This window comes from Streptomyces sp. NPDC025806, assembly GCF_055558275.1.
This window is the reverse complement of record NZ_JBVHMU010000022.1, coordinates 62,182-79,408: the sequence shown is the minus strand read 5'-3', so window position 1 is coordinate 79,408 and position 17,227 is coordinate 62,182. Positions and strand designations below refer to the sequence as shown.

Annotated in this window: 17 protein-coding genes and 1 tRNA gene; 8 read left to right on the top strand and 10 right to left on the bottom strand. The window is 71.4% G+C overall.

Going from position 1 to position 17,227, the window contains the following annotated elements; translation table 11 throughout:
- Nucleotides 1-120 precede the first annotated feature (120 nt).
- Nucleotides 121-882 (bottom strand): dioxygenase family protein, encoded by a 762-nt coding sequence (locus ACZ4E1_RS35015; RefSeq protein ID WP_467547180.1) that lies wholly within the window; start codon nt 880-882, stop codon nt 121-123.
- Between the two features lie 152 nt (nt 883-1,034).
- On the opposite strand from ACZ4E1_RS35015, the gene ACZ4E1_RS35010 reads away from it, so the two are divergent.
- Nucleotides 1,035-1,529, top strand: coding sequence for a MarR family winged helix-turn-helix transcriptional regulator (locus ACZ4E1_RS35010; protein WP_467547139.1), 495 nt, complete (start codon nt 1,035-1,037; stop codon nt 1,527-1,529).
- 18 nt (nt 1,530-1,547) lie between these two features.
- Here the strand turns inward: ACZ4E1_RS35010 and ACZ4E1_RS35005 are convergent, their stop codons facing one another.
- Together ACZ4E1_RS35005 and ACZ4E1_RS35000 are read right to left on the bottom strand one after the other, a co-directional pair.
- Complete coding sequence (locus ACZ4E1_RS35005) at nt 1,548-3,086, bottom strand: MFS transporter (RefSeq protein ID WP_467547137.1); 1,539 nt, start codon at nt 3,084-3,086, stop codon at nt 1,548-1,550.
- 99 nt (nt 3,087-3,185) lie between these two features.
- Nucleotides 3,186-3,845, bottom strand: coding sequence for a TetR/AcrR family transcriptional regulator (locus ACZ4E1_RS35000; RefSeq protein WP_467547135.1), 660 nt, complete (start codon nt 3,843-3,845; stop codon nt 3,186-3,188).
- Nucleotides 3,846-4,102: 257 nt separating this feature from the next.
- Between ACZ4E1_RS35000 and ACZ4E1_RS34995 the strand changes: the two genes are divergently transcribed.
- Nucleotides 4,103-5,383, top strand: a complete 1,281-nt coding sequence (locus ACZ4E1_RS34995; protein ID WP_467547134.1) for a M6 family metalloprotease domain-containing protein — start codon at nt 4,103-4,105, stop codon at nt 5,381-5,383.
- 177 nt (nt 5,384-5,560) lie between these two features.
- Here the strand turns inward: ACZ4E1_RS34995 and ACZ4E1_RS34990 are convergent, their stop codons facing one another.
- Nucleotides 5,561-7,237, bottom strand: a complete 1,677-nt coding sequence (locus ACZ4E1_RS34990; RefSeq protein ID WP_467547133.1) for a class I adenylate-forming enzyme family protein — start codon at nt 7,235-7,237, stop codon at nt 5,561-5,563.
- Between the two features lie 193 nt (nt 7,238-7,430).
- On the opposite strand from ACZ4E1_RS34990, the gene ACZ4E1_RS34985 reads away from it, so the two are divergent.
- The gene (locus ACZ4E1_RS34985) at nt 7,431-7,751 is read left to right on the top strand and encodes a DUF6401 family natural product biosynthesis protein (protein WP_467547131.1); all 321 of its coding nucleotides are present in this window, start codon (nt 7,431-7,433) and stop codon (nt 7,749-7,751) included.
- Between the two features lie 36 nt (nt 7,752-7,787).
- Here the strand turns inward: ACZ4E1_RS34985 and ACZ4E1_RS34980 are convergent, their stop codons facing one another.
- Nucleotides 7,788-8,591, bottom strand: a complete 804-nt coding sequence (locus ACZ4E1_RS34980; protein ID WP_467547129.1) for a mechanosensitive ion channel family protein — start codon at nt 8,589-8,591, stop codon at nt 7,788-7,790.
- 154 nt (nt 8,592-8,745) lie between these two features.
- Nucleotides 8,746-9,786, bottom strand: a complete 1,041-nt coding sequence (locus tag ACZ4E1_RS34975) for a hypothetical protein (protein WP_467547127.1) — start codon at nt 9,784-9,786, stop codon at nt 8,746-8,748.
- Nucleotides 9,787-9,920: 134 nt separating this feature from the next.
- On the opposite strand from ACZ4E1_RS34975, the gene ACZ4E1_RS34970 reads away from it, so the two are divergent.
- The 3 genes from ACZ4E1_RS34970 (at nt 9,921) to ACZ4E1_RS34960 (ending at nt 11,674) form a co-directional block, all read left to right on the top strand.
- Complete coding sequence (locus ACZ4E1_RS34970) at nt 9,921-10,742, top strand: TetR/AcrR family transcriptional regulator (RefSeq protein ID WP_467547125.1); 822 nt, start codon at nt 9,921-9,923, stop codon at nt 10,740-10,742.
- Between the two features lie 66 nt (nt 10,743-10,808).
- A tRNA-Arg gene (locus tag ACZ4E1_RS34965) sits at nt 10,809-10,884 on the top strand.
- A gap of 298 nt (nt 10,885-11,182) precedes the next feature.
- On the top strand, nt 11,183-11,674 hold the full coding sequence (locus ACZ4E1_RS34960; protein WP_467547124.1) for a tetratricopeptide repeat protein: 492 nt from the start codon (nt 11,183-11,185) through the stop codon (nt 11,672-11,674).
- Nucleotides 11,675-11,749: 75 nt separating this feature from the next.
- Here ACZ4E1_RS34960 and ACZ4E1_RS34955 read toward each other — a convergent pair whose 3' ends face one another.
- Nucleotides 11,750-12,820, bottom strand: a complete 1,071-nt coding sequence (locus ACZ4E1_RS34955) for a polyprenyl synthetase family protein (RefSeq protein ID WP_467547122.1) — start codon at nt 12,818-12,820, stop codon at nt 11,750-11,752.
- Nucleotides 12,821-13,092: 272 nt separating this feature from the next.
- Between ACZ4E1_RS34955 and ACZ4E1_RS34950 the strand changes: the two genes are divergently transcribed.
- Nucleotides 13,093-14,424 carry an NHL repeat-containing protein gene (locus ACZ4E1_RS34950; protein WP_467547121.1) on the top strand — a complete coding sequence of 444 codons (1,332 nt, stop codon included), beginning with the start codon at nt 13,093-13,095 and terminating at the stop codon, nt 14,422-14,424.
- Nucleotides 14,425-14,490: 66 nt separating this feature from the next.
- On the opposite strand, the gene ACZ4E1_RS34945 is transcribed toward ACZ4E1_RS34950, so the two are convergent.
- Both ACZ4E1_RS34945 and ACZ4E1_RS34940 read right to left on the bottom strand, forming a co-directional pair.
- Nucleotides 14,491-15,012 (bottom strand): DUF4232 domain-containing protein, encoded by a 522-nt coding sequence (locus ACZ4E1_RS34945; RefSeq protein ID WP_467547119.1) that lies wholly within the window; start codon nt 15,010-15,012, stop codon nt 14,491-14,493.
- A 228-nt stretch (nt 15,013-15,240) separates the two neighbouring features.
- Entirely contained in the window at nt 15,241-15,591 is a 351-nt protein-coding gene (locus ACZ4E1_RS34940; RefSeq protein WP_467547117.1) for a winged helix-turn-helix transcriptional regulator, read from the bottom strand.
- Between the two features lie 82 nt (nt 15,592-15,673).
- Here ACZ4E1_RS34940 and ACZ4E1_RS34935 point away from each other — a divergent pair, with 82 nt between their 5' ends.
- Nucleotides 15,674-16,561 carry an NAD(P)-dependent oxidoreductase gene (locus ACZ4E1_RS34935; RefSeq protein ID WP_467547115.1) on the top strand — a complete coding sequence of 296 codons (888 nt, stop codon included), beginning with the start codon at nt 15,674-15,676 and terminating at the stop codon, nt 16,559-16,561.
- On the opposite strand, the gene ACZ4E1_RS34930 is transcribed toward ACZ4E1_RS34935, so the two are convergent.
- Nucleotides 16,558-17,193, bottom strand: a complete 636-nt coding sequence (locus ACZ4E1_RS34930) for a hypothetical protein (protein WP_467547113.1) — start codon at nt 17,191-17,193, stop codon at nt 16,558-16,560. The two genes, ACZ4E1_RS34935 and ACZ4E1_RS34930, sit on opposite strands and share 4 nt — an antisense overlap.
- Between the last annotated feature and the right edge of the window lie 34 nt (nt 17,194-17,227).

Genomic DNA, 17,227 nt, shown 5'->3' with positions numbered 1-17,227 from the left:
TTCCCCGCGCCCCTGAAATGCAGACCCTCCGGGTCGCATTTCCCCGAGGAGGCGCAGCTTCCTTAGGGGCGCGGGGAACTGCGCGAGAAGCCCCACCGGGCGGCACCCGCCGACGAGACCTCAGCCGAACTGGACCGACCGCTTCGCCAGACCCATCCAGAACCCGTCGATCACCGAGCGCTGAGCGCTGAGCTCACCCCCCGCATCGGCGACGCCCATCGTGACGAACAGCGGAGCGAAGTGCTCGGTCCGCGGATGCGCCAGCGCCCCCGCGGGCGCCTTGTGCGTGAAGTCCAGCAGCGCGTCCACGTCCCCCGCGTCGAGCGCCCGGTGCCCCCAGTCGTCGAACTCGACCGACCAGGACGGGATGCCGCCCTGCCGCAGCGCCGCGAGATTGTGCGTGAAGAACCCGGAGCCGACGATCAGGACGCCCTCGTCCCGCAGCGGGGCGAGCCGCCGGCCGATGTCCATGAGCTTCTGCGGGTCGAGCGTCGGCATGGAGATCTGGAGGACCGGGATGTCGGCGTCGGGGTACATCTCGACGAGCGGCACGTACGCCCCGTGGTCCAGGCCCCGGTCGGGCACGTCCTGCACGGGGATGCCGGGGGCCCGCAGCAGCTTGCGTACGGATTCGGCCAGTTCCGGCGCGCCCGGAGCCGCGTACTGGACCTGGTAGTAGTGCTCGGGGAAGCCCCAGAAGTCGTAGACGAGCGGAATCGTCTCGGTCGCGCCGAGGGCGAGCGGGGCCTCCTCCCAGTGTGCGGAGACCATCAGGATCGCCTTGGGGCGCGGCAGATCTGCGGACCAGGACGCGAGCTGGCCGGTCCACAGGGCGTCGTCGGCGAGCGGCGGCGCGCCGTGGGAGAGATACAGCGCGGGCATGCGCTCCGGCGCGGGTGCGGTCACGACAGCCTCCAGCGGGTCAGAAAGTTTGAAGTTTCAAGTGTCCTCGTCGCTGCCAAAAGTAATCGTTGTTTGTTTAACATTCAAGAAGGAAGCTTGGGGTGAGTCCGGGCAAGGGAGACGATGGAGTCATGGAGAGCGCAGAGCCGCAGTGGCTGACCGACGACGAGCAGCGCACCTGGCGTGCGTACCTGCATGCCACCACGCTCCTCGAGGATCACCTCGACCGGCAACTGCAGCGCGACGCGAAGATGCCGCACATCTACTTCGGCCTGCTCGTCACCCTCAGCGAGGCCCCGCACCGCCGGCTGCGGATGACCGAGCTGGCCATCCGGTCCAAGATCACCCGCTCCCGCCTCTCGCACGCGATCGCCCGCCTGGAGAAGAACGGGTGGGTGCGGCGCGAGGACTGCCCCTCGGACAAGCGCGGTCAGTTCGCGGTACTCACGGACGAGGGCCTTGGCGTGCTGCGGCGCAGCGCGCCGGGGCATGTCTCGACGGTCCGCCAGGCCCTCTTCGAGCGACTCTCCCCCGAACAGCAGAAGTCCCTCGGCGAGATCATGCGGATCGTCGCCGAGGGACTTCAGCCGAAGGAGGCCGGGGCGGACCTCCCCTGGCTCAGGTAGGGCCGGTCGCTCCGGGGGTCAGTGGGCGACCACCGGGATCTTGACCTCGTCGGCCACCCCGTCCTCGCCCGCCGTGTCACCGGAGGCCGCGGCGGGGCCGCTGCCCGGGACGCCGGTGTTGATCAGCGAGAAGGCGATCGTCGCGGAGACGACGAGGATGCCGACCGCCCACCAGATGGCGTGGGTGTAGCCGTTCACCATGGCCTGCGCCTGGAGCAGCTGCGCGTTGCGGGCGCCGGCCGCGTGCTCCGCCACGTAGGCGGCGGTGGCCGAGGCGGCGATCGTGTTCAGCAGGGCCGTGCCGATGGCGCCGCCGACCTGCTGCGAGGTGTTGACCATCGCGGAGGCGACTCCCGCGTCGCGCGCCTCGACGCCGATCGTGGCGAGCGACATGGCGGGCATGAACGCCGTACCCATGCCGAGGCCGAGCAGCAGCTGGGCGGGCAGGATCAGACCGGCGTACGAGGAGTCGACGGACAGCTGGGTCAGGAGCAGCATGCCGAGCGCCGCGACGAGGAAGCCGGGGCCCATCAGCAGGCGCGGGCGGACCCGCGTCATCAGGCGGGCGCCGATCTGCGTGGAGCCCGTGATCATGCCGGCGATCATCGGCAGGAACGCGAAGCCCGTCTTGACCGGCGAGAAGCCCTTCACGACCTGGAGGTAGTAGGTCAGGAAGAGGAACAGGCCGAACATCGCGATGACGGCGAGGCCGAGCGAGGCGTAGACACCGCCGCGGTTGCGGTCGGCGACGACGCGCAGCGGCAGCAGCGGGTGCTTGACCCTGGCCTCGACGGCGACGAAGGCGAGCAGCAGGACCGCGGAGCCGACGAACATGCCGACGGTCGTCACGTCGGACCAGCCCGCGGACTCGGCGCGGGTGAAGCCGTAGACGAGGGCGACGAGACCGAGCGTGGACAGGACGACGCCCGGGAGGTCGAGCGGCGAGCGGTTGCGCGTACCGGCCGGCTCACGGATGACGAAGTACGCGCCGGCGGCGGCGACGATCGCGAAGGGGATGTTGACGAAGAACGTCCAGCGCCAGTTCAGGTACTCGGTGAGGAAGCCGCCGAGGATCAGGCCGACGGCGCCACCGCCACCGGCGATCGCGCCGTAGATGCCGAACGCCTTCGCGCGCTCCTTGGCGTCGGTGAACATGACGGCCAGGAGGGAGAGGGCGGCCGGGGCGAGCAGCGCGCCGAAGGCACCCTGGAGGGCGCGGGCGCCGAACATCATGGCCTCGTTCTGCGCGGCGCCGCCGAGCGCGGAGGCGAGGGCGAAGCCGAGCAGACCGGTCACGAAGGTCCGCTTGCGGCCCCACAGGTCGGCGATGCGGCCACCGAACAGGAGCAGCCCGCCGAACGCGAGGGCGTAGGCGGTGATGACCCACTGCTTGTTGCCGTCGGTGATGCCGAGGTCGGTCTGGGCGGCAGGCAGGGCGATGTTCACGATGGTGGCGTCGAGCACCACCATGAGCTGGGCGAGCGCGATGAAGACGAGGGCCTTCCAGCGGCGCGCGTCGCCGTCGGGAGAAGCCGTTTTCGGCAAGGGGGTACCCACAGCGGGACTCCAAAGGTCAGAGGCAAGTCGCGAATAAGGGCGAAAAATCGGGTGGCCGCGGGAGGGCCGGTCGGGGGTCGCTCGTGCGGAACGGCCGGGCTAGTCCTGGCGGAGCGCCTCCAAGGTCGCGGCCTCACCCGGGAGTTCCGAGCGGGCGGGCGTCATCAGGCCGTCCAGGAACAGCTGCAGATGACGGTGGACGAAGCGGTCGAAGTCCATGCAGCCGGTGCCGGGCAGCGGCCGGGTGAGCTGGGACAGGGCGACCATCAGGTCGCCGACGCCGACGTCGGTGCGCAGCTGCCCGGTCGCGCGGGCCCGCGCGATGAGGGTCTCCACGGCGACGGTGAGCCGGCCGCGGGCGGCGACGAGGTCGGGGTGGTCGTGTTCGAAGGTGGCGTGGAGGATCGGACACAGGGCGCCGATGCGTTCGTCGGCGGCGGCGTGCACGAAGACGCGCAGCGCGCCGAAGGCGTCGGTCTCGCCCGCCTCCTCGGCGGCGAGCCCCTGTTCGGCGTGGGCGCTGATGCGGTCGGTGACGGTGAGGACGACGTGGCGCATCAGCTCGCCGCGGTCCTTGAAGTTCCGGTAGAGCGTGGCGTTGCCGACGCCCGCGCGGCGGGCGACCTCGTCGAGGGGAAGCTCGGTGCCGTGCTCGACGATCAGCTCGACCGCGGCGGCGACGATCCGCTCCCGGTTGCGCACGGCGTCGGCCCGCGGACGGGGGGCGCGGCGCTGCGGCTGGTCGGTCACGGTGGTCACGGCGTTCTCCTTGATCCGGTCTGATTCGGTCTGATTCGGTCCGGTGCTGCGAGGGGTGAAGCAAGTGGGGAATCCGTCCCCGCTTAGCCCTACGCACTCCTAAACGGGGAAACCCTCCCCGGTTATTTCCCGCCTTCGATGTGACCTGGGTCACGTACACCCTCGTCCAGAAACCCACGATCGGCGCACCCAGCGCGCGGCCCGCCCCACCCGGACACAGGGTGATCGAAACGGACCCGAGCGTGAAGGCGGATCGGATGCGGCAGCGGCGGATAGGCGGGGGCCGGCGTGGTGCGATGCTCGCCGGGGCCACGGCGGTGGCTCTCGCGGTGACCATGACCGCGAGCACCGGACGGCTCCTCGACAGCTCGCCCACCGCGGCCGGCCCGACCGCCCTGGCGCGGGCCACCTCCCTCGGCCCCTGCATGATCCGGGGCGCACTCGGCGTCCAGATGTCCGAGGGCGTACCCACGTCCGCCGGCTACGCCCGTTCGACCGGCACCGTCCGCGCCCTCAACCTCATGGTCGACTTCCCCGACGCGCACGGGCAGGGCAGCGCGATGGCCCGGTACGGGGAGTTCTTCCCGCAGACCAGCGACTGGTTCCGCACCGGCTCCTACGGCAAGCTCGACTACCGCTCCGAGACCCCGGTCAAGCACTGGCTGCGCATGCCCAAGACGTTCAAGGCCTACGGGATAGAGCGCGGCGCCCCCTTCGAACCGGGCTACCGCAAGCTCGTCAAGGACATCGCGGCAGCCGCCGACCCGGACGTCGACTTCAGCAAGTACGACATCGTCAACATCCTCGTCACCCCGAACGCGGGCCCCTCCGCGCTCGACACTGTGCTGTCCGTGACCTTCGCCGGGAACCCCGACGCGCCCGTCGCCGACGGCGTGCCCCTCGCCAACGCGTCCTTCATCTACTCCCGCCAGGACGACGGCTCCGGCTCCTACGCCGAGACCGGCTACCGGGTGCTGCCGCACGAGAACGGGCACACCTTCGGGCTGCCCGACCTCTACACCCAGGACGGCGGCGGGTCCGTCGGCCACTGGGACATCATGAGCGAGGACTGGGGCGTCGGGAACGACCTGCTCGGCTGGCACAAGTGGAAGCTCGGCTGGCTCGACGACGCGCAGATCGGCTGCGCCTCGCAGGCCGGCACGACGGAGCACCTGCTGTCGCCGCTGGGCCGGGCCGCGGGCGGCGGCACCAAGCTCGTCTTCGTCCCCCTCACCGAGAAGACCGGGTACGCGGTCGAGGTCCGCACCCAGGAGGGCAACGACGAGGCCGTCTGCCGTCCCGGCGTGCTCGTCTACAAGGTCGACGCCGACGTGGACACCGGGCACGGGCCGATCACCGTGGAGGACGCCACCCCCGACAGCGGCGGCTGCACCCGCCGCCCCAATGTCCACGCGGAACTCTCCGACGCGACGTTCCGCCCCGGCGAGGTCTTCAAGGACACGAAGACCGGGGTCCGGATCTCGGTCGGCGGAGCGGACGCCTCCGGCAACTACCGGGTCTACGTCACCCGGCGCTAGATCCTGGGGCTCGTCGTCGGCTGCGGGCCGGTGGGGCTTCTCGCGCAGTTCCCCGCGCCCCTGAAATGCAGACCCTTCGGGTCGCATTTCCCCGATGAGGCGCAGCCTCGTCAGGGGCGCGGGGAACTGCGCGACCAGCCCCCACCGAACCCGCACCCGACGACGAAAGGCCCGGACCTACGGCGAGGGAGGCCAGCTCTCGCGCAGGGCACGCTTCAGCACCTTCCCCGTAGCGTTACGCGGCAACGCATCCCCCCGCACAACAATCCGCACCGGCACCTTGAACGCCGCCAGCCTCCGCCCCGCGAACTCCCGCAGCGCCGAAGCTTCGAGCCCACCCCGCACCCGGACCACCGCCGCGACCTCCTCCCCCAGCACCGGATGCGGCACCCCGAACACGGCCGCCTCCAGCACATCGGGATGCGCGTACAGCGCCGTCTCCACCTCGACGCAGTACACGTTCTCCCCGCCCCGGATCACCATGTCCTTGATCCGGTCGACGATCCGCACCCGGCCGTCGTCCGCGAGCACCGCCAGATCCCCCGTACGGAACCACCCGTCCGCCGTGATGGCCGCCGCGCTCGCCTCCGGGTCCTCCCAGTACCCCCTGACCATGGACTGCCCGCGCAGCCACAGCTCGCCCACCTCCCCGTCCGCGAGGGACTCCCCCGCGGGCCCGGCGATCCGCACCTCCACCGCCGGCGCGGGCCGCCCCACACTGTCCGGCTCCTTGCGGTACTGCTCCCCGAACGTGGCCGTGACCGCGCCGAGCGTCTCGGTGAGCCCGTACGCGTTGGCGGGCTCGACCCGGTCCCCGTAGCGGGCGGTGAGCCGTTCCACGAGCTGGGGCGGGGCCGGGGCGCCCCCGGTGCTGACGGAGGTGAGCGTGGGCAGGTCGTCGTCCAGCTCGGCGGCGCGTTCGAGGAGCTGGAGCGCGGTCGTGGGCACGCCGCCGAACCCGGTGACGCCGTGCTCCCGCACCAGCCGCACGGCCACGTCCGGGTCCCACTTGCGCAGCAGCACCAGCGTCCCGCCGACCGCCATCGCCCGGAAGAACCCGGTGAACGCCGCGACGTGGAAGAACGGGAAGGTCAGCATCCCGATCTGGGCGGGCCCCTGTCCCGGCACGAGCCCACGCCGCAGCGCCGAGAGGGCGGAGAAGTACAGCGCGTTGGCAATGGCACCCGTCTGCGCGTGGTGCGTGGCGACGGCGCCCTTGGGCCGGCCGGTGGTGCCGGAGGTGTAGAGGAGGGTGGCGTCCTGCTCCGGGAGCACGTCCACGTCCGGCGGCCCGAGCAGCGGATCGGCGGCGGGCAGCTCCTCGTACCGCTCGACGCGAGGCCCGTCGACGACGAGCCCCTCCCCGTGGCACACCAGCGTCCACGGCGGCGCGGCGGCCGTGTCCAGCCAGGGCCGGACCCGCTCGTAGCGCTCCCCGTCGACGATCAGCACGCCGGGCCGGCAGTCGTCGAGGGCGTACGCGCACTCGTCGGCGGTCCACCAGGCGTTCAGCGGGACGGCGACCAGCCCGGCGAGCTGGGCGGCCCAGAAGGCGGTCTGCCACTCGGGGTGGTTGCGCATGGCGATCACGGCACGGTCGCCGGGCCGCAGCCCGTAGCCCTCGTCCGGATCGAGGAAGCGGCGGGCGAGGGCCGACGCGGCGGCGAAGAACTCGCCGTACGTCGTCCGCCCGTCCTCCGTGATCAGGAACGGAGTGTCGCCGTACGCCCAGGTCGTCTCGGCGAACTCCCGCAGGGTGCGCGGCCCTCCGGCGTACACGAGGCGCCCGTCCGCGCCGCGCTCGACGCAGAAGGGGGCGCCCGGAGCGGTCAGCAGCGCGTCCAGGGAATCCATGCCGGGACGCTACGCGGCCGGTCCCGGCGCCCGTCAAGACGCGCGTCGGCCCCGCCGGGCGCACCGGACGCGCAGGGGGCGCGCACTGGGTCTTTCGGCCCCGACAGACAGGGACATCAGGGGACGAACGCAGTGACCAATGGCACCCCGAAAGGCCCTCCCCCGGCCACCCCCGCCCCCGTACTTTTGAGGAATGTCCCCTCTCGCCCGGGTGAGCGAGGCGTACGGCCCACGCTTCGCCGAATTCGCCTTCGAGCCCGCCTTCACGGCCGCCGTCGACCAGCACGTGTCGGCGCTCCGCGACCGCCTGGAGGCCACCGGCGCGGCCCTCGAACCGCCGGCGCCCGACGCCGAGCTCCTCTCCGACTACGCGCTGGGGTTCCTCGACGCCCTCGACGAGACGGACTGGCGCGAGCCGGTCGGCCACGACTACGCGGTGTGCCGCCTCACCGCCATCAGCTGGCTGGTGAAGCGGCACGACCTGCTGAACGGAGACCGTTCAGCCGCTTGCTGAACTCGGCCGCTCACTGCCCTCGGCCGCTGGTCGAACTCAACCGCTCGTCGAACCACCGGCCCGGGGGTCGGTGCGCTCCCGCTCCTGCACGGGCTGGTGGGTGAGCGCGTCCTCGCGACCCGCCTGGTACGCCCCGGTGCTGCCGACGCCGCGCGCCTTCGCGGTCTCCTCCTCGGCCTTGTTCAGCCACCGCTCCCAGCGCTGGCGCATCGGGCCGATGAGCCCGCCGCCGACGCCGACGATCATGATGCCCGCGGCAGCCGCGAGAGCCGCGTAGAGGACCGGCTGCGTGACGGTCGTCGCGATCCCGGCCTGGCCGAGCGCGGCGATCACGCCGAGGGCCACGATGCAGGCCCACACGATGGTCCCGACGGTCTTCCCGTACGAGACGGAGGACAGGGCGTTGGTGACGATGTCCCGGACGACGTTCGCGACGGCCATGGCCACCACGACCAGCACGATCGCGACGATGCCGCGCGGGATCCAGGCGACGATGCCGTTGAGCATCGTGGAGACGGGGTTGCTGCCGAAGACCCCGAAGCCGAGCTGGAGCGTGATCAGCAGCAGGGCGTAGTACACGACCTTGCAGACGATCCCGGTGGTGTCGTACTTCGACCCTTCGAGCATCTTGGCCGCGCCGGCCTTCTCGGCGAGCTTCTCCGAGCCGACCTTGCGCAGGACCCGGTCCAGGACGCGGGCGATCATCTTGGACACGAACCAGCCGATGGCCAGGACGACCAGGAAGCCGATCAGCTTCGGCACGAACTGGGCGACCTTCGACCAGGCGTCGTTGAGGCCGCCGGTGAAGTCGACGGCGAGTGCGTTCGGGAACGGGGTCATGAGTGGACCTCCACTCAGTAGGCCGGTGGGCCGGACTCACCCGACCCTCGCCGACAGACGTGCCCCCCTCGTTTACCTCGCCCTTCCGGAATAGCACGCCCCCCGCCCCCCGGCCTCCCGAGATGCCGTCGGCGCCCGCTGTCCGCGTGACGCCTCAGACGGCCACGGCCTCGGCGCGCTCCGGCTCGGCCATGTCGCCCTCGGTGGCCCGGCGCCGGCCGCGCAGGTCCGCGAGGACGACGAGTGCGATGCCGACGACCACCCACACGGCCAGGGTCAGCGCGGGCCTGGCCGCGCCCGTCCCGTCGAAGAAACCGTTGGCGCGCAGGAGGCTGCCGGAGGCTCCCGGCGGCAGCAGCTGGCCCAGCAGGGCCCAGCCGGCGGGCAGCCAGTGCGGGCCGGTGGCCAGGCCGGAGAGCGGATTGCCCAGCAGCATCATCACCGCGCCGCCGATCCCGAGCCCCACTCCGCCGAACAGCGCCTGGAGGCCGATGACGACGGAGGCGAGGGCGGCCATGCCGAGCGCCATGCCGGCGGCGGTGAGCGCGTAGTCGCCGTCGAGGGTCCCGGTGCCGTACTGGAGGAAGGCGGCGACGGAGGCGCCGGCCACGACCGCGAAGGCGAGGACGCCGACCAGCCGGGCCCGCAGTCCGCGGTGTCCGGGGAAGACCCGCCCGAGGATCACGGCCGGGAAGATCCCGCCGAAGATCATCGGAAGGAGCGCGGCGGTGAGCCCGGCCCCGCGCGGGTCGTCGGCGGTGAACGGCACCAGGTCGTGGACCGTCAGCTCGGCGTGCTGCTGCGCCGCGAGCTGCGTACCGAGGGCGGTGAGGGCGCCGGTGGCGGAGGGGCCGCCGGCGGTGGCGGTGTAGAGCTCGATGCCGCCGGGGGTGACGGCGAGGCCGCCCGCGAGGTCGCGATCCCGGATCGCGGAGCGGAGCTGCTCGGGCCCGTCGTAGACACGGACGTCCCACGCGTCGCCCGCCAGCTTCTGTTCCAGGACCCGCGTGACCTGCTGCGGTCCGGTGACACCGACGGGCACGTCGTGCGGGCCGCCCTTGGCGGACGGGAGGGCGAAGGCGCAGAGCATCACGGTGACGAGGGCGGTCAGCCCGAGGACGACGACGATCAGCCGCCGGACGGTGCCGCCCGGAGTCTCGTCCGTGGTCGTGGGCGTGGTCGTGGTCGTGGTCATGAGGATCGCTTCCTTGCGTACGGCCCGGTCGCGGGCGAAGGATGCCGGGGCGGTGCACGGCGCGCGACGACAGGCGACGGATCACCCGTCACCGATGCTCGCCTGATACTCGATTACAGGGTACATTGTGTCATGTGTCAAACACCGATGACTCGTCCTCGCCTCAGCCCCCCGTCCCGCCGGAGATCACCGACGCCGCACTGCGCGTGGCGGCGTCCCGCGGCGTCCCCGTGGCCGACGTGACCCTCCGCGAGATCGCCCAGGAAGCGGACATCTCCCGCAGCACGCTCATGCGCCGGCTGGGCGGCACGCGCAGCGCCCTCGAAGAAGCCCTGCGCGCGGCGGGCATCGAACCGGGCACGCAGAAGCCCGTGCGGGAGCGCGCGATCGACGCCGCGGCCACGCTGATCAGCGAGCAGGGTCTCGTCATGGTGACGTTCGAGCGGGTCGCGGCGGCGGCCGGCTGCTCGGTCCACAGCCTGTACGCGGCGTTCGGCGGCCGCGACGAGCTGCTCCACGCCGTCTTCGAGCGCTACAGCCCCGTCGTCGACGTGGAGGAACTCCTGAAGGGCCCGCGCGCCGATCTGGAGACCACGGTCCGTCGCGTGTACGGACTCTTCGTGACGGCCCTCGACCGGGAGCCCCGCGTCCTGGCCGCCTTCTTCGCCGAGGTCTTCGCCCGCCCGGGAGCGGACCCCGGCATCCACGCCCTCTTCCAGCGGATCTTCCCCCGCATGCTGGGCGCCGTCGGCGCCTGGCTCGACGACGAGGTCGCCGCGGGCCGCGTCCGCGACCTGCCCCGCATCCTCCTCATCCAGCAGATGACCAGCCCGGTCGTCCTCCACTATCTGCTGCGCCCGTCGTTCGCCCAGCTCCCGGACGTCGAACTCCCACCCCAGCAGGTGGCGATCGAGACCTTCACCCAGACCTTCCTCCGAGCGGTCCGCACGGACTGACCCCCGCCCGATCCACCCCCTCACTCCATCCCGCCCCACCACCCCGATCCGCTAGGCTGTCCCCGCGCCTTCGTAGCTCAGGGGATAGAGCACCGCTCTCCTAAAGCGGGTGTCGCAGGTTCGAATCCTGCCGGGGGCACCAGCGCAAAGGCCACCTACCGATCTTGGTAGGTGGCCTTTGACATCCAGGTTCGACATCACCGCGGGTGATCACTGCCGACCGCGACACTTCCTGAGCAGCCGATCCATGTGAGCAGCTGCTTGCCGCATCCGGTGCCGGCGCAGTGGCGCGATGCAGAGGCCCGGGAGCGGGACGACTCGACGACGGCGGCTCTTCGGATCGTCGTCGTAGAGGACCTCGGGAGTGACTGGCCCTTGTAGCACGTTGCTCGACATGCTCACCTTATGAAGTGACTTACGGCTGGAGTAGACGTTCGCTCGTGCTGCTCTTCGCGGTCTCGGCGGGAGTTCCGGTGGTACTCGTCCTCGGAGCCGTCACGGGGTGGAGCCATTCGGTGGTTGGCGCACCGACCTGGGTGTCGTGGGTGATCGCGGCTCTGGCGGTCTTCATCGGTTTGCCGCTTGCCTGGCTTTCCACCCCGCTGGGTACCAGAAGCACGACGAATCTCCTGCTCAAGGCCTACCGCCGCGATGGCCTGGAGTACATCGAGCAGCAGTATCTGTCCAAGTTGACGCCTCACAGGGCCGGACTTCAGCTGTTCAACCTCGCGCTCGCCCTTGATCACGCGGGCGATCAAGATGGCGCCCTTGTGGTCTACCGGCACGCGGCGGACTGCGGATCTCCGCCGGCCATGGCGAATCTGGCGTATTGGCTGAGCCGACGTGGTGAGGAAGACGAGGCTCGTGAGTGGTTACGCCGCGCAGTGGAGGCCGGATACACGCGGGTTGCGCCGGAAGCGGGGGAACGGTGAGCAGGAGACGCGTCCTCTGTCGGAATCAGTCGTTGCGTCGTGTGGGCAGCGGCAAACGCATGACCTGCCGTTTGATCACCTCGCCCGCTCGACACTCCACCGCGGCAGTCGTTCGAAGAAGGTGACGGCCTCCTCGCGCCAGCGCGAGCGCCAACCCGCGGCGACCGCTGACGCCTCATCGGCGCGGCGGTTCATGGCCGTCTGCATACGGGCCGGCACGCCCCGGCGCTCCCCGATCTCCCGGACCGCCGCGAGGGTCTCCGGTGAGCAGTTCGGGTCGCCGAGCGCGGCCCGCAACACGCGGCGCTCGGCGTCGTCGGAGGCCGCCAGCAGGGCGTGGACGGCGTAGCTGTGTCTGCCGTCGCGCAGGTCGGTGCCGATCGGCTTGCCCAGGGTGGCCGCGTCGCCGAACAGGTCCAGGTAGTCGTCACGCATCTGCCCGCAGATGCCCACCGCCCGCGCGTACGCGCGCAGCTCCTTCTCGAAGCGCGCGGGCTCCTCGCCCGCGGCCAGGAGGCCGAGTTGCAGGGGTGCGAGGACCGAGTAGCGGGCCGACTTGTAGTCGGCCACGCAGTGCAGGACCTCTTCGTCCGGTGCGGCGGCGAAGTCGCGTTCCAGGTCGATGATCTGGCCCAGGAACGTGTCGGCCGCCGCCCGCGTCTGGACCTGGATCATGGCCTGCCGCACCGCCATGGGCACCGGCGCCTCCAGCAGCACCCGCTGCGACAGGGCGAGGGCCAGGTCGCCCGCGAGCACGGTCAGGCCCAGGGCCGTCTGCGGGTGGTCGGGGAACCGCGCGCGGTAGGCGTAGTAGGTGGAGGGGCCGCCGCGGCGGACGGGGCTGTCGTCGATGAGGTCGTCGTGCACCAGACCGTGGGTCTGCAGCAGCTCGATGCTCAGTGCGGCGGCGTCCAGCCCTTCGACCGGCTCGTCCGTCACCAGACGCGCCGCCTCGTGCAGCACGACGACCCTCATCCTCTTTCCGCCCCGGAGGGACAACTCCCGCAGCAGGCGCAGGCATTCGGGGGCGAACCGGCTGAAGGACGGGGCGTCCAGTCGGGCGCCCACCCCGTCGAAGTACTCCTCGAAGAGTGTGTCGAACCGGTGCGTGTATCCGGCGGCACGTTCGAGGATCTGCTGGGTCATGGCGCGTTCTTCCTGGTCGGGATCGCTCGGGTCGGTCGGGGGCCCGCCAGTAGACGTGCCGGGGGGAAGCGGGGCGCGCGTCGGTGGTGCCCCTGGGCCCGGCGCCTACTTTCTCGTCTTTTCTCGACAGTAAGAACACTGGATGCTCACATTCCGGCGCAGAATGATCGTCGGCGGCGTCAGACGCCGTCTCCGCCGGCCGGTCGAGGGGGGCTGCCGGCGTGAACTCACAGGACACAGAGGGGGTTTCCGCCATGCGCGGATCCAGACGCATGCTGAGTGCCACGTTCGCCGCGGCGCTCGGTTCCTTAGTTCTGGCGATACCGGGGACGGCCCCGGCGTACGCGGCGACGGGTGTGTCGCTGCCGCTGTACCAACTCGCCGACATGAAGGTCGACGGGAGTCACCAGAAGATCTTCCTCAGCATGCCGGCCGGCGCCGACGGCCGGGTCGTGGTGTCGGACTACGACGGGAAGAGCACATGGCTGGGCGGCCTGCCCGGGGCCGGCGGGCTGGCGCTCTCGCCCGACGAACAGACCTTGTACGTGGCCGCGCGGGACATCGACACCATCGTGGCGTACGACACCGTGACGCTGACGGAGACCGCGCGGTACCACGTGGGGGACGGCATCGCCCCGTGGGGCGTGGCGGTCGCGGGCGGGAAGCTGTGGTTCGGCTACGGCACCGGCGGCGACCTCGGGTCGATCGACATCGGCGCCGCCGAGCCGGTCGTCGCACTGGGGCTGGACAGTTCGCTGGACTTCGGGGCGGAGCTCGTCGCCTCCCCCGCCGACCCGAACGTGCTGGTGGTCGGCACCGGTGACCCCAACCGCAACACCCTCACGGTGTACGACGTGAGCAGCGGCTCACCCGTGATGACCAAGCGACGGGTGCTGTCCGGGACCGAGATGAACGGTCTGCGCGACATCGACGTGACACCGGACGGCCGTTCGATCCTGACCGCCGCCCTCATCTCGCCCGGGTACCGGGCCTTCCGCCTGGACGATCTGTCGGACGTGGCGACGCATGCCGCTCCGTCCCCGGCCTCGCCCGTGGCCGTCGCCGCCGGACCCGACGGCACCGTGGCGGGGGCCACGCAGAACACGAGCGCCGACGTACCGGACGTGTCCGTCTACGCTCCGCAGGCCTCGGCCCCGCTGACCTCGGTCGAGGTGGGCGCCGCCACGCAGACCCCGGTGGTCCGGGGCCTGGCCTGGGCGCCCGACGGGAGCCGGCTCTTCGCCGTGACGAACGAGAGCGGGGTCATGGGGCTCCGGTTCCACTCCCTCCCGGTCTCCACGCCGGTGCAGACGAGCCTCGACCTCGTCGCTCCGGCGACCAGCAGGAAGGGCCGGACGCTCACCCTCACCGGCACGCTGTCCCCCGGCATCGCTCCCGGAGCCACGGTCACGGTGACCCGTCACGACGCCGCCAACCCTGAGGGCGTCTCCCTGGGCTCCGTACCGGTGGCGGCCGACGGCACCTTCACGGCGACCGACACCCCGGCCAGGCCCGGCGAGGTCCGCTACGTCGTGACGTACACAGGCGACCGTTGGCACACGGCCTCCTCCGCGGAGGCGACGGTGGAGATCACCCGTAGCTGATCCCCCACGGGCAGGCATCACGTATGTCGTCGTGGCCCGGTGCGCGGCACCGGGTCACGACAGCGGCTATGGCTTGACCGGGGCCACATCGAAGAGGTGTGAGCAGATGGTCCAGCGGGCCGGGACGAGGGCCGCGTGGTAGGAGCCCGGGGGATAGATCCTCAGGTAGGTGCCGGTGCGCAGGCAGGGGCCGCCCAGGGGGCCGTTCGTCGTCCGGATCACCGCGGAGGCGGAGTGGGCGGGGGCGAGCGTGACCGTGGAGTAGTGCTCCCCGGTGTGGCGGGCGGCCGGGCCGATCTGACGGTGGGCCGTGTCGAGGGCGCTGACGCCCGGGTAGCCGCGCAGGGAGCAGCTGGTGATGCTGGTGTTCGTGAACCGGATGGTCCAGTAGAGCGAGCCCGCCGCGCCTTCCTTGCGCCCCATGGAGAGGTAGAGGTCGCCCAGTGCGCAGGTCCGCGGGCCGGCCGAGGTCGGGGCCGCGGCCGGTGAACTGCTCGACGCGGCTCCCGCGGCTCCCAGGCCGGCGAGGACAGCCGTCAGTGCGACGGCCGTGACGCGGGACGGGAGGTGAGATGTGGAGCGGAACATGGCATGTACGCCTCCATCACTCGAAGTGACCGACCCCGACAGCAAGGGGTCACCTTCTTAGACGGTTCCCCCGGGCCCGATGGTTGCGCAAATCGGCATCAAACGACACCCACCTTTTTGTGGGTACTTGTCGCCTCCGCCGCGCCGGGAGAGCCTGATCTCGGCCGGGAACGAGGACGGGGAGGAGGACGGGGAGGAGGACCAGGGTCCGGAGTCCGGAGTCCGGGGTCAGGGCGCGGGACGGTCGGCGGCGAGTCGGTCCAGGCGGCGGTGGCCCCAGTCGGACAGGGGGGCCAGTGCCTTGGAGAGTTCGAGGCCGGACTCGGTGAGCGAGTAGACGGTCTTCGGGGGCACCACGTCGTACACCTCCCGGTGGACGAGTCCGTCCGACTCCATCTCGCGCAGGGTCTGGGTCAGCACCTTCTCGCTGATCCGCGGGACCTTGCGGCGCAGCTCGCCGGGGCGGTGCGGGCCGGCCTCCAGCAGCCACAGCAGCAGCGTCTTCCACTTGCCGTCGATGGCGGCGACCGCCACGGCCACCCCGCAGACACCGGGATCGTCGACCCGGACGCGTGTCATCTCCTCGCTCCTCCCCGCCCGTCGACCCGGTTCGCCTTTCTCGGCTTCGCCTTTCTCACCCTACGTACAAGGGAGTTCCGTCATGTCTTCTTCCCTCGTGTCCACCGCCGTCACGGTGATCGGGCTGGGCCCGATGGGCCGTGCGCTGGCCGGCGCGTTCGTGGCCGCCGGCGTGCGCACCACCGTGTGGAACCGCACCCCGGGCCGGGACCGCGAGCTCCTCGGACGCGGGGCGATCGGAGCTGCCAGCGCCGCGGAGGCGGTCGCGGCGAGTCCGCTCACCGTGGTGTGCCTGGTGAACTACGACGCCACGGACGCGGTGCTGCGCCAGGACGCCGTCACCGCCGCGCTCAAGGGCCGCACCCTGGTGAACCTGACCGCCGACACCCCGGACCGGGCCAGGGACACCGGGCGCTGGGCCGACGAGCACGGCATCCGCTACGTCGACGGGGCCATCATGACGCCGACGCCCACGATCGGTACGCCTCAGGCGGTCCTGCTCTTCAGCGGCAGCGAGGAGCTGTACCGCGAACACCGGCAGGTGCTCGACGTCCTGGGCGGCGATCACACCCACCTCGGCGAGGACATCGGACGCGCCGCGGCCTACGACATCGCGTTGCTCGACATCTTCTGGACCGCGATGACCGGCTACACGCACGCCTTGGCCCTGGCGCGGGCGGAGGGCGTCTCGCCGCGTCAACTGGCCCCGTTCGCACAGGGGATCGGCGCGATCCTGCCAGCGATCTTCCAGGGGACGGCCGAGGACATCGAGGACGGCGGCTACTCGGGCGAAGGCAATCCGCTGACCTCCGCGGTGTCGACGATGGCCCACGTCGTGCACGCCGCCGAGGCCCACGGCATCGACACCGGTGTGATGCGCGCCGCCGAGGGTCTGGCCCGCCGCACGGTGGCACTGGGCCACGGCGCGGACGGGTTCTCCCGGATCGCGGAGGTCCTGACCCGCCGCTAGCCCCGGCCGGGGCCCGCCTGACCGTGCCGGGCGAAGATCTCGCGCAGCGCGAGCAGGTCCGCTTCCTTCTCCTTCTCGTCCTCGTACTGCCCGTCCTCGTCCCGCTGCGCCGCGACGGACTCCGGGGTGAAGTCCTGGCCGAGGAGGTAACCGTCCAGGCAGTAGTCGAAGCCGGACTCGGTCAACAGGTCCAGGCCCTCGGCCTGACAGTGCTTCGCCAGCCCGTCGGCCACGTACCAGCGCGTGCCGTCGTACCAGAAGACGCCGCCCGCGTAGTGAATGCTCCGGCCGGTCGCGGAGTCCGTCAGGTTCAGCGACTCGTAGTTCTCGGGCTGGTCGCGGACCAGGACGACGAGGTCCTCGGGGACGCCTTCGTAGAGGGACTCCTGAAGGGCGTAGTCCCCCTCGGCGTACAGGTTCAGGTCCGTCTCGTGGTCGAAGGTCAGCAGCAGCACACGGCCGTCCTCCGCGAAGTACCAGACCGCGGACTGGCCTCCCCCGTCGTTCCAGGCCAGCCGCCGCGCACCGGCCACCGCCACCGGCGCGACCTCGGCCAGCTCGTCCATCACAGCCGCCCGCCGCCGCACCTCCGGAAGGGGCGTCGCGGCCAGGGCATCCCACATCGCGTTCATTCCCGCAGCGTAACCACGGGGTACGACAAGGCGC

Bases quoted from the DNA above. Each gene is read 5' to 3' on its own strand.
- ACZ4E1_RS35015 (WP_467547180.1), bottom strand. From the start codon at position 882: ATGCCCGCGCTGTATCTCTCCCACGGCGCGCCGCCGCTCGCCGACGAC.
- ACZ4E1_RS35010 (WP_467547139.1), top strand. From the start codon at position 1,035: ATGGAGAGCGCAGAGCCGCAGTGGCTGACCGACGACGAGCAGCGCACC.
- ACZ4E1_RS34995 (WP_467547134.1), top strand. From the start codon at position 4,103: ATGCGGCAGCGGCGGATAGGCGGGGGCCGGCGTGGTGCGATGCTCGCC.
- ACZ4E1_RS34990 (WP_467547133.1), bottom strand. From the start codon at position 7,237: ATGGATTCCCTGGACGCGCTGCTGACCGCTCCGGGCGCCCCCTTCTGC.
- ACZ4E1_RS34985 (WP_467547131.1), top strand. From the start codon at position 7,431: ATGTCCCCTCTCGCCCGGGTGAGCGAGGCGTACGGCCCACGCTTCGCC.
- ACZ4E1_RS34980 (WP_467547129.1), bottom strand. From the start codon at position 8,591: ATGACCCCGTTCCCGAACGCACTCGCCGTCGACTTCACCGGCGGCCTC.
- ACZ4E1_RS34975 (WP_467547127.1), bottom strand. From the start codon at position 9,786: ATGACCACGACCACGACCACGCCCACGACCACGGACGAGACTCCGGGC.
- ACZ4E1_RS34955 (WP_467547122.1), bottom strand. From the start codon at position 12,820: ATGACCCAGCAGATCCTCGAACGTGCCGCCGGATACACGCACCGGTTC.
- ACZ4E1_RS34950 (WP_467547121.1), top strand. From the start codon at position 13,093: ATGCTGAGTGCCACGTTCGCCGCGGCGCTCGGTTCCTTAGTTCTGGCG.
- ACZ4E1_RS34945 (WP_467547119.1), bottom strand. From the start codon at position 15,012: ATGTTCCGCTCCACATCTCACCTCCCGTCCCGCGTCACGGCCGTCGCA.
- ACZ4E1_RS34940 (WP_467547117.1), bottom strand. From the start codon at position 15,591: ATGACACGCGTCCGGGTCGACGATCCCGGTGTCTGCGGGGTGGCCGTG.
- ACZ4E1_RS34935 (WP_467547115.1), top strand. From the start codon at position 15,674: ATGTCTTCTTCCCTCGTGTCCACCGCCGTCACGGTGATCGGGCTGGGC.
- ACZ4E1_RS34930 (WP_467547113.1), bottom strand. From the start codon at position 17,193: ATGAACGCGATGTGGGATGCCCTGGCCGCGACGCCCCTTCCGGAGGTG.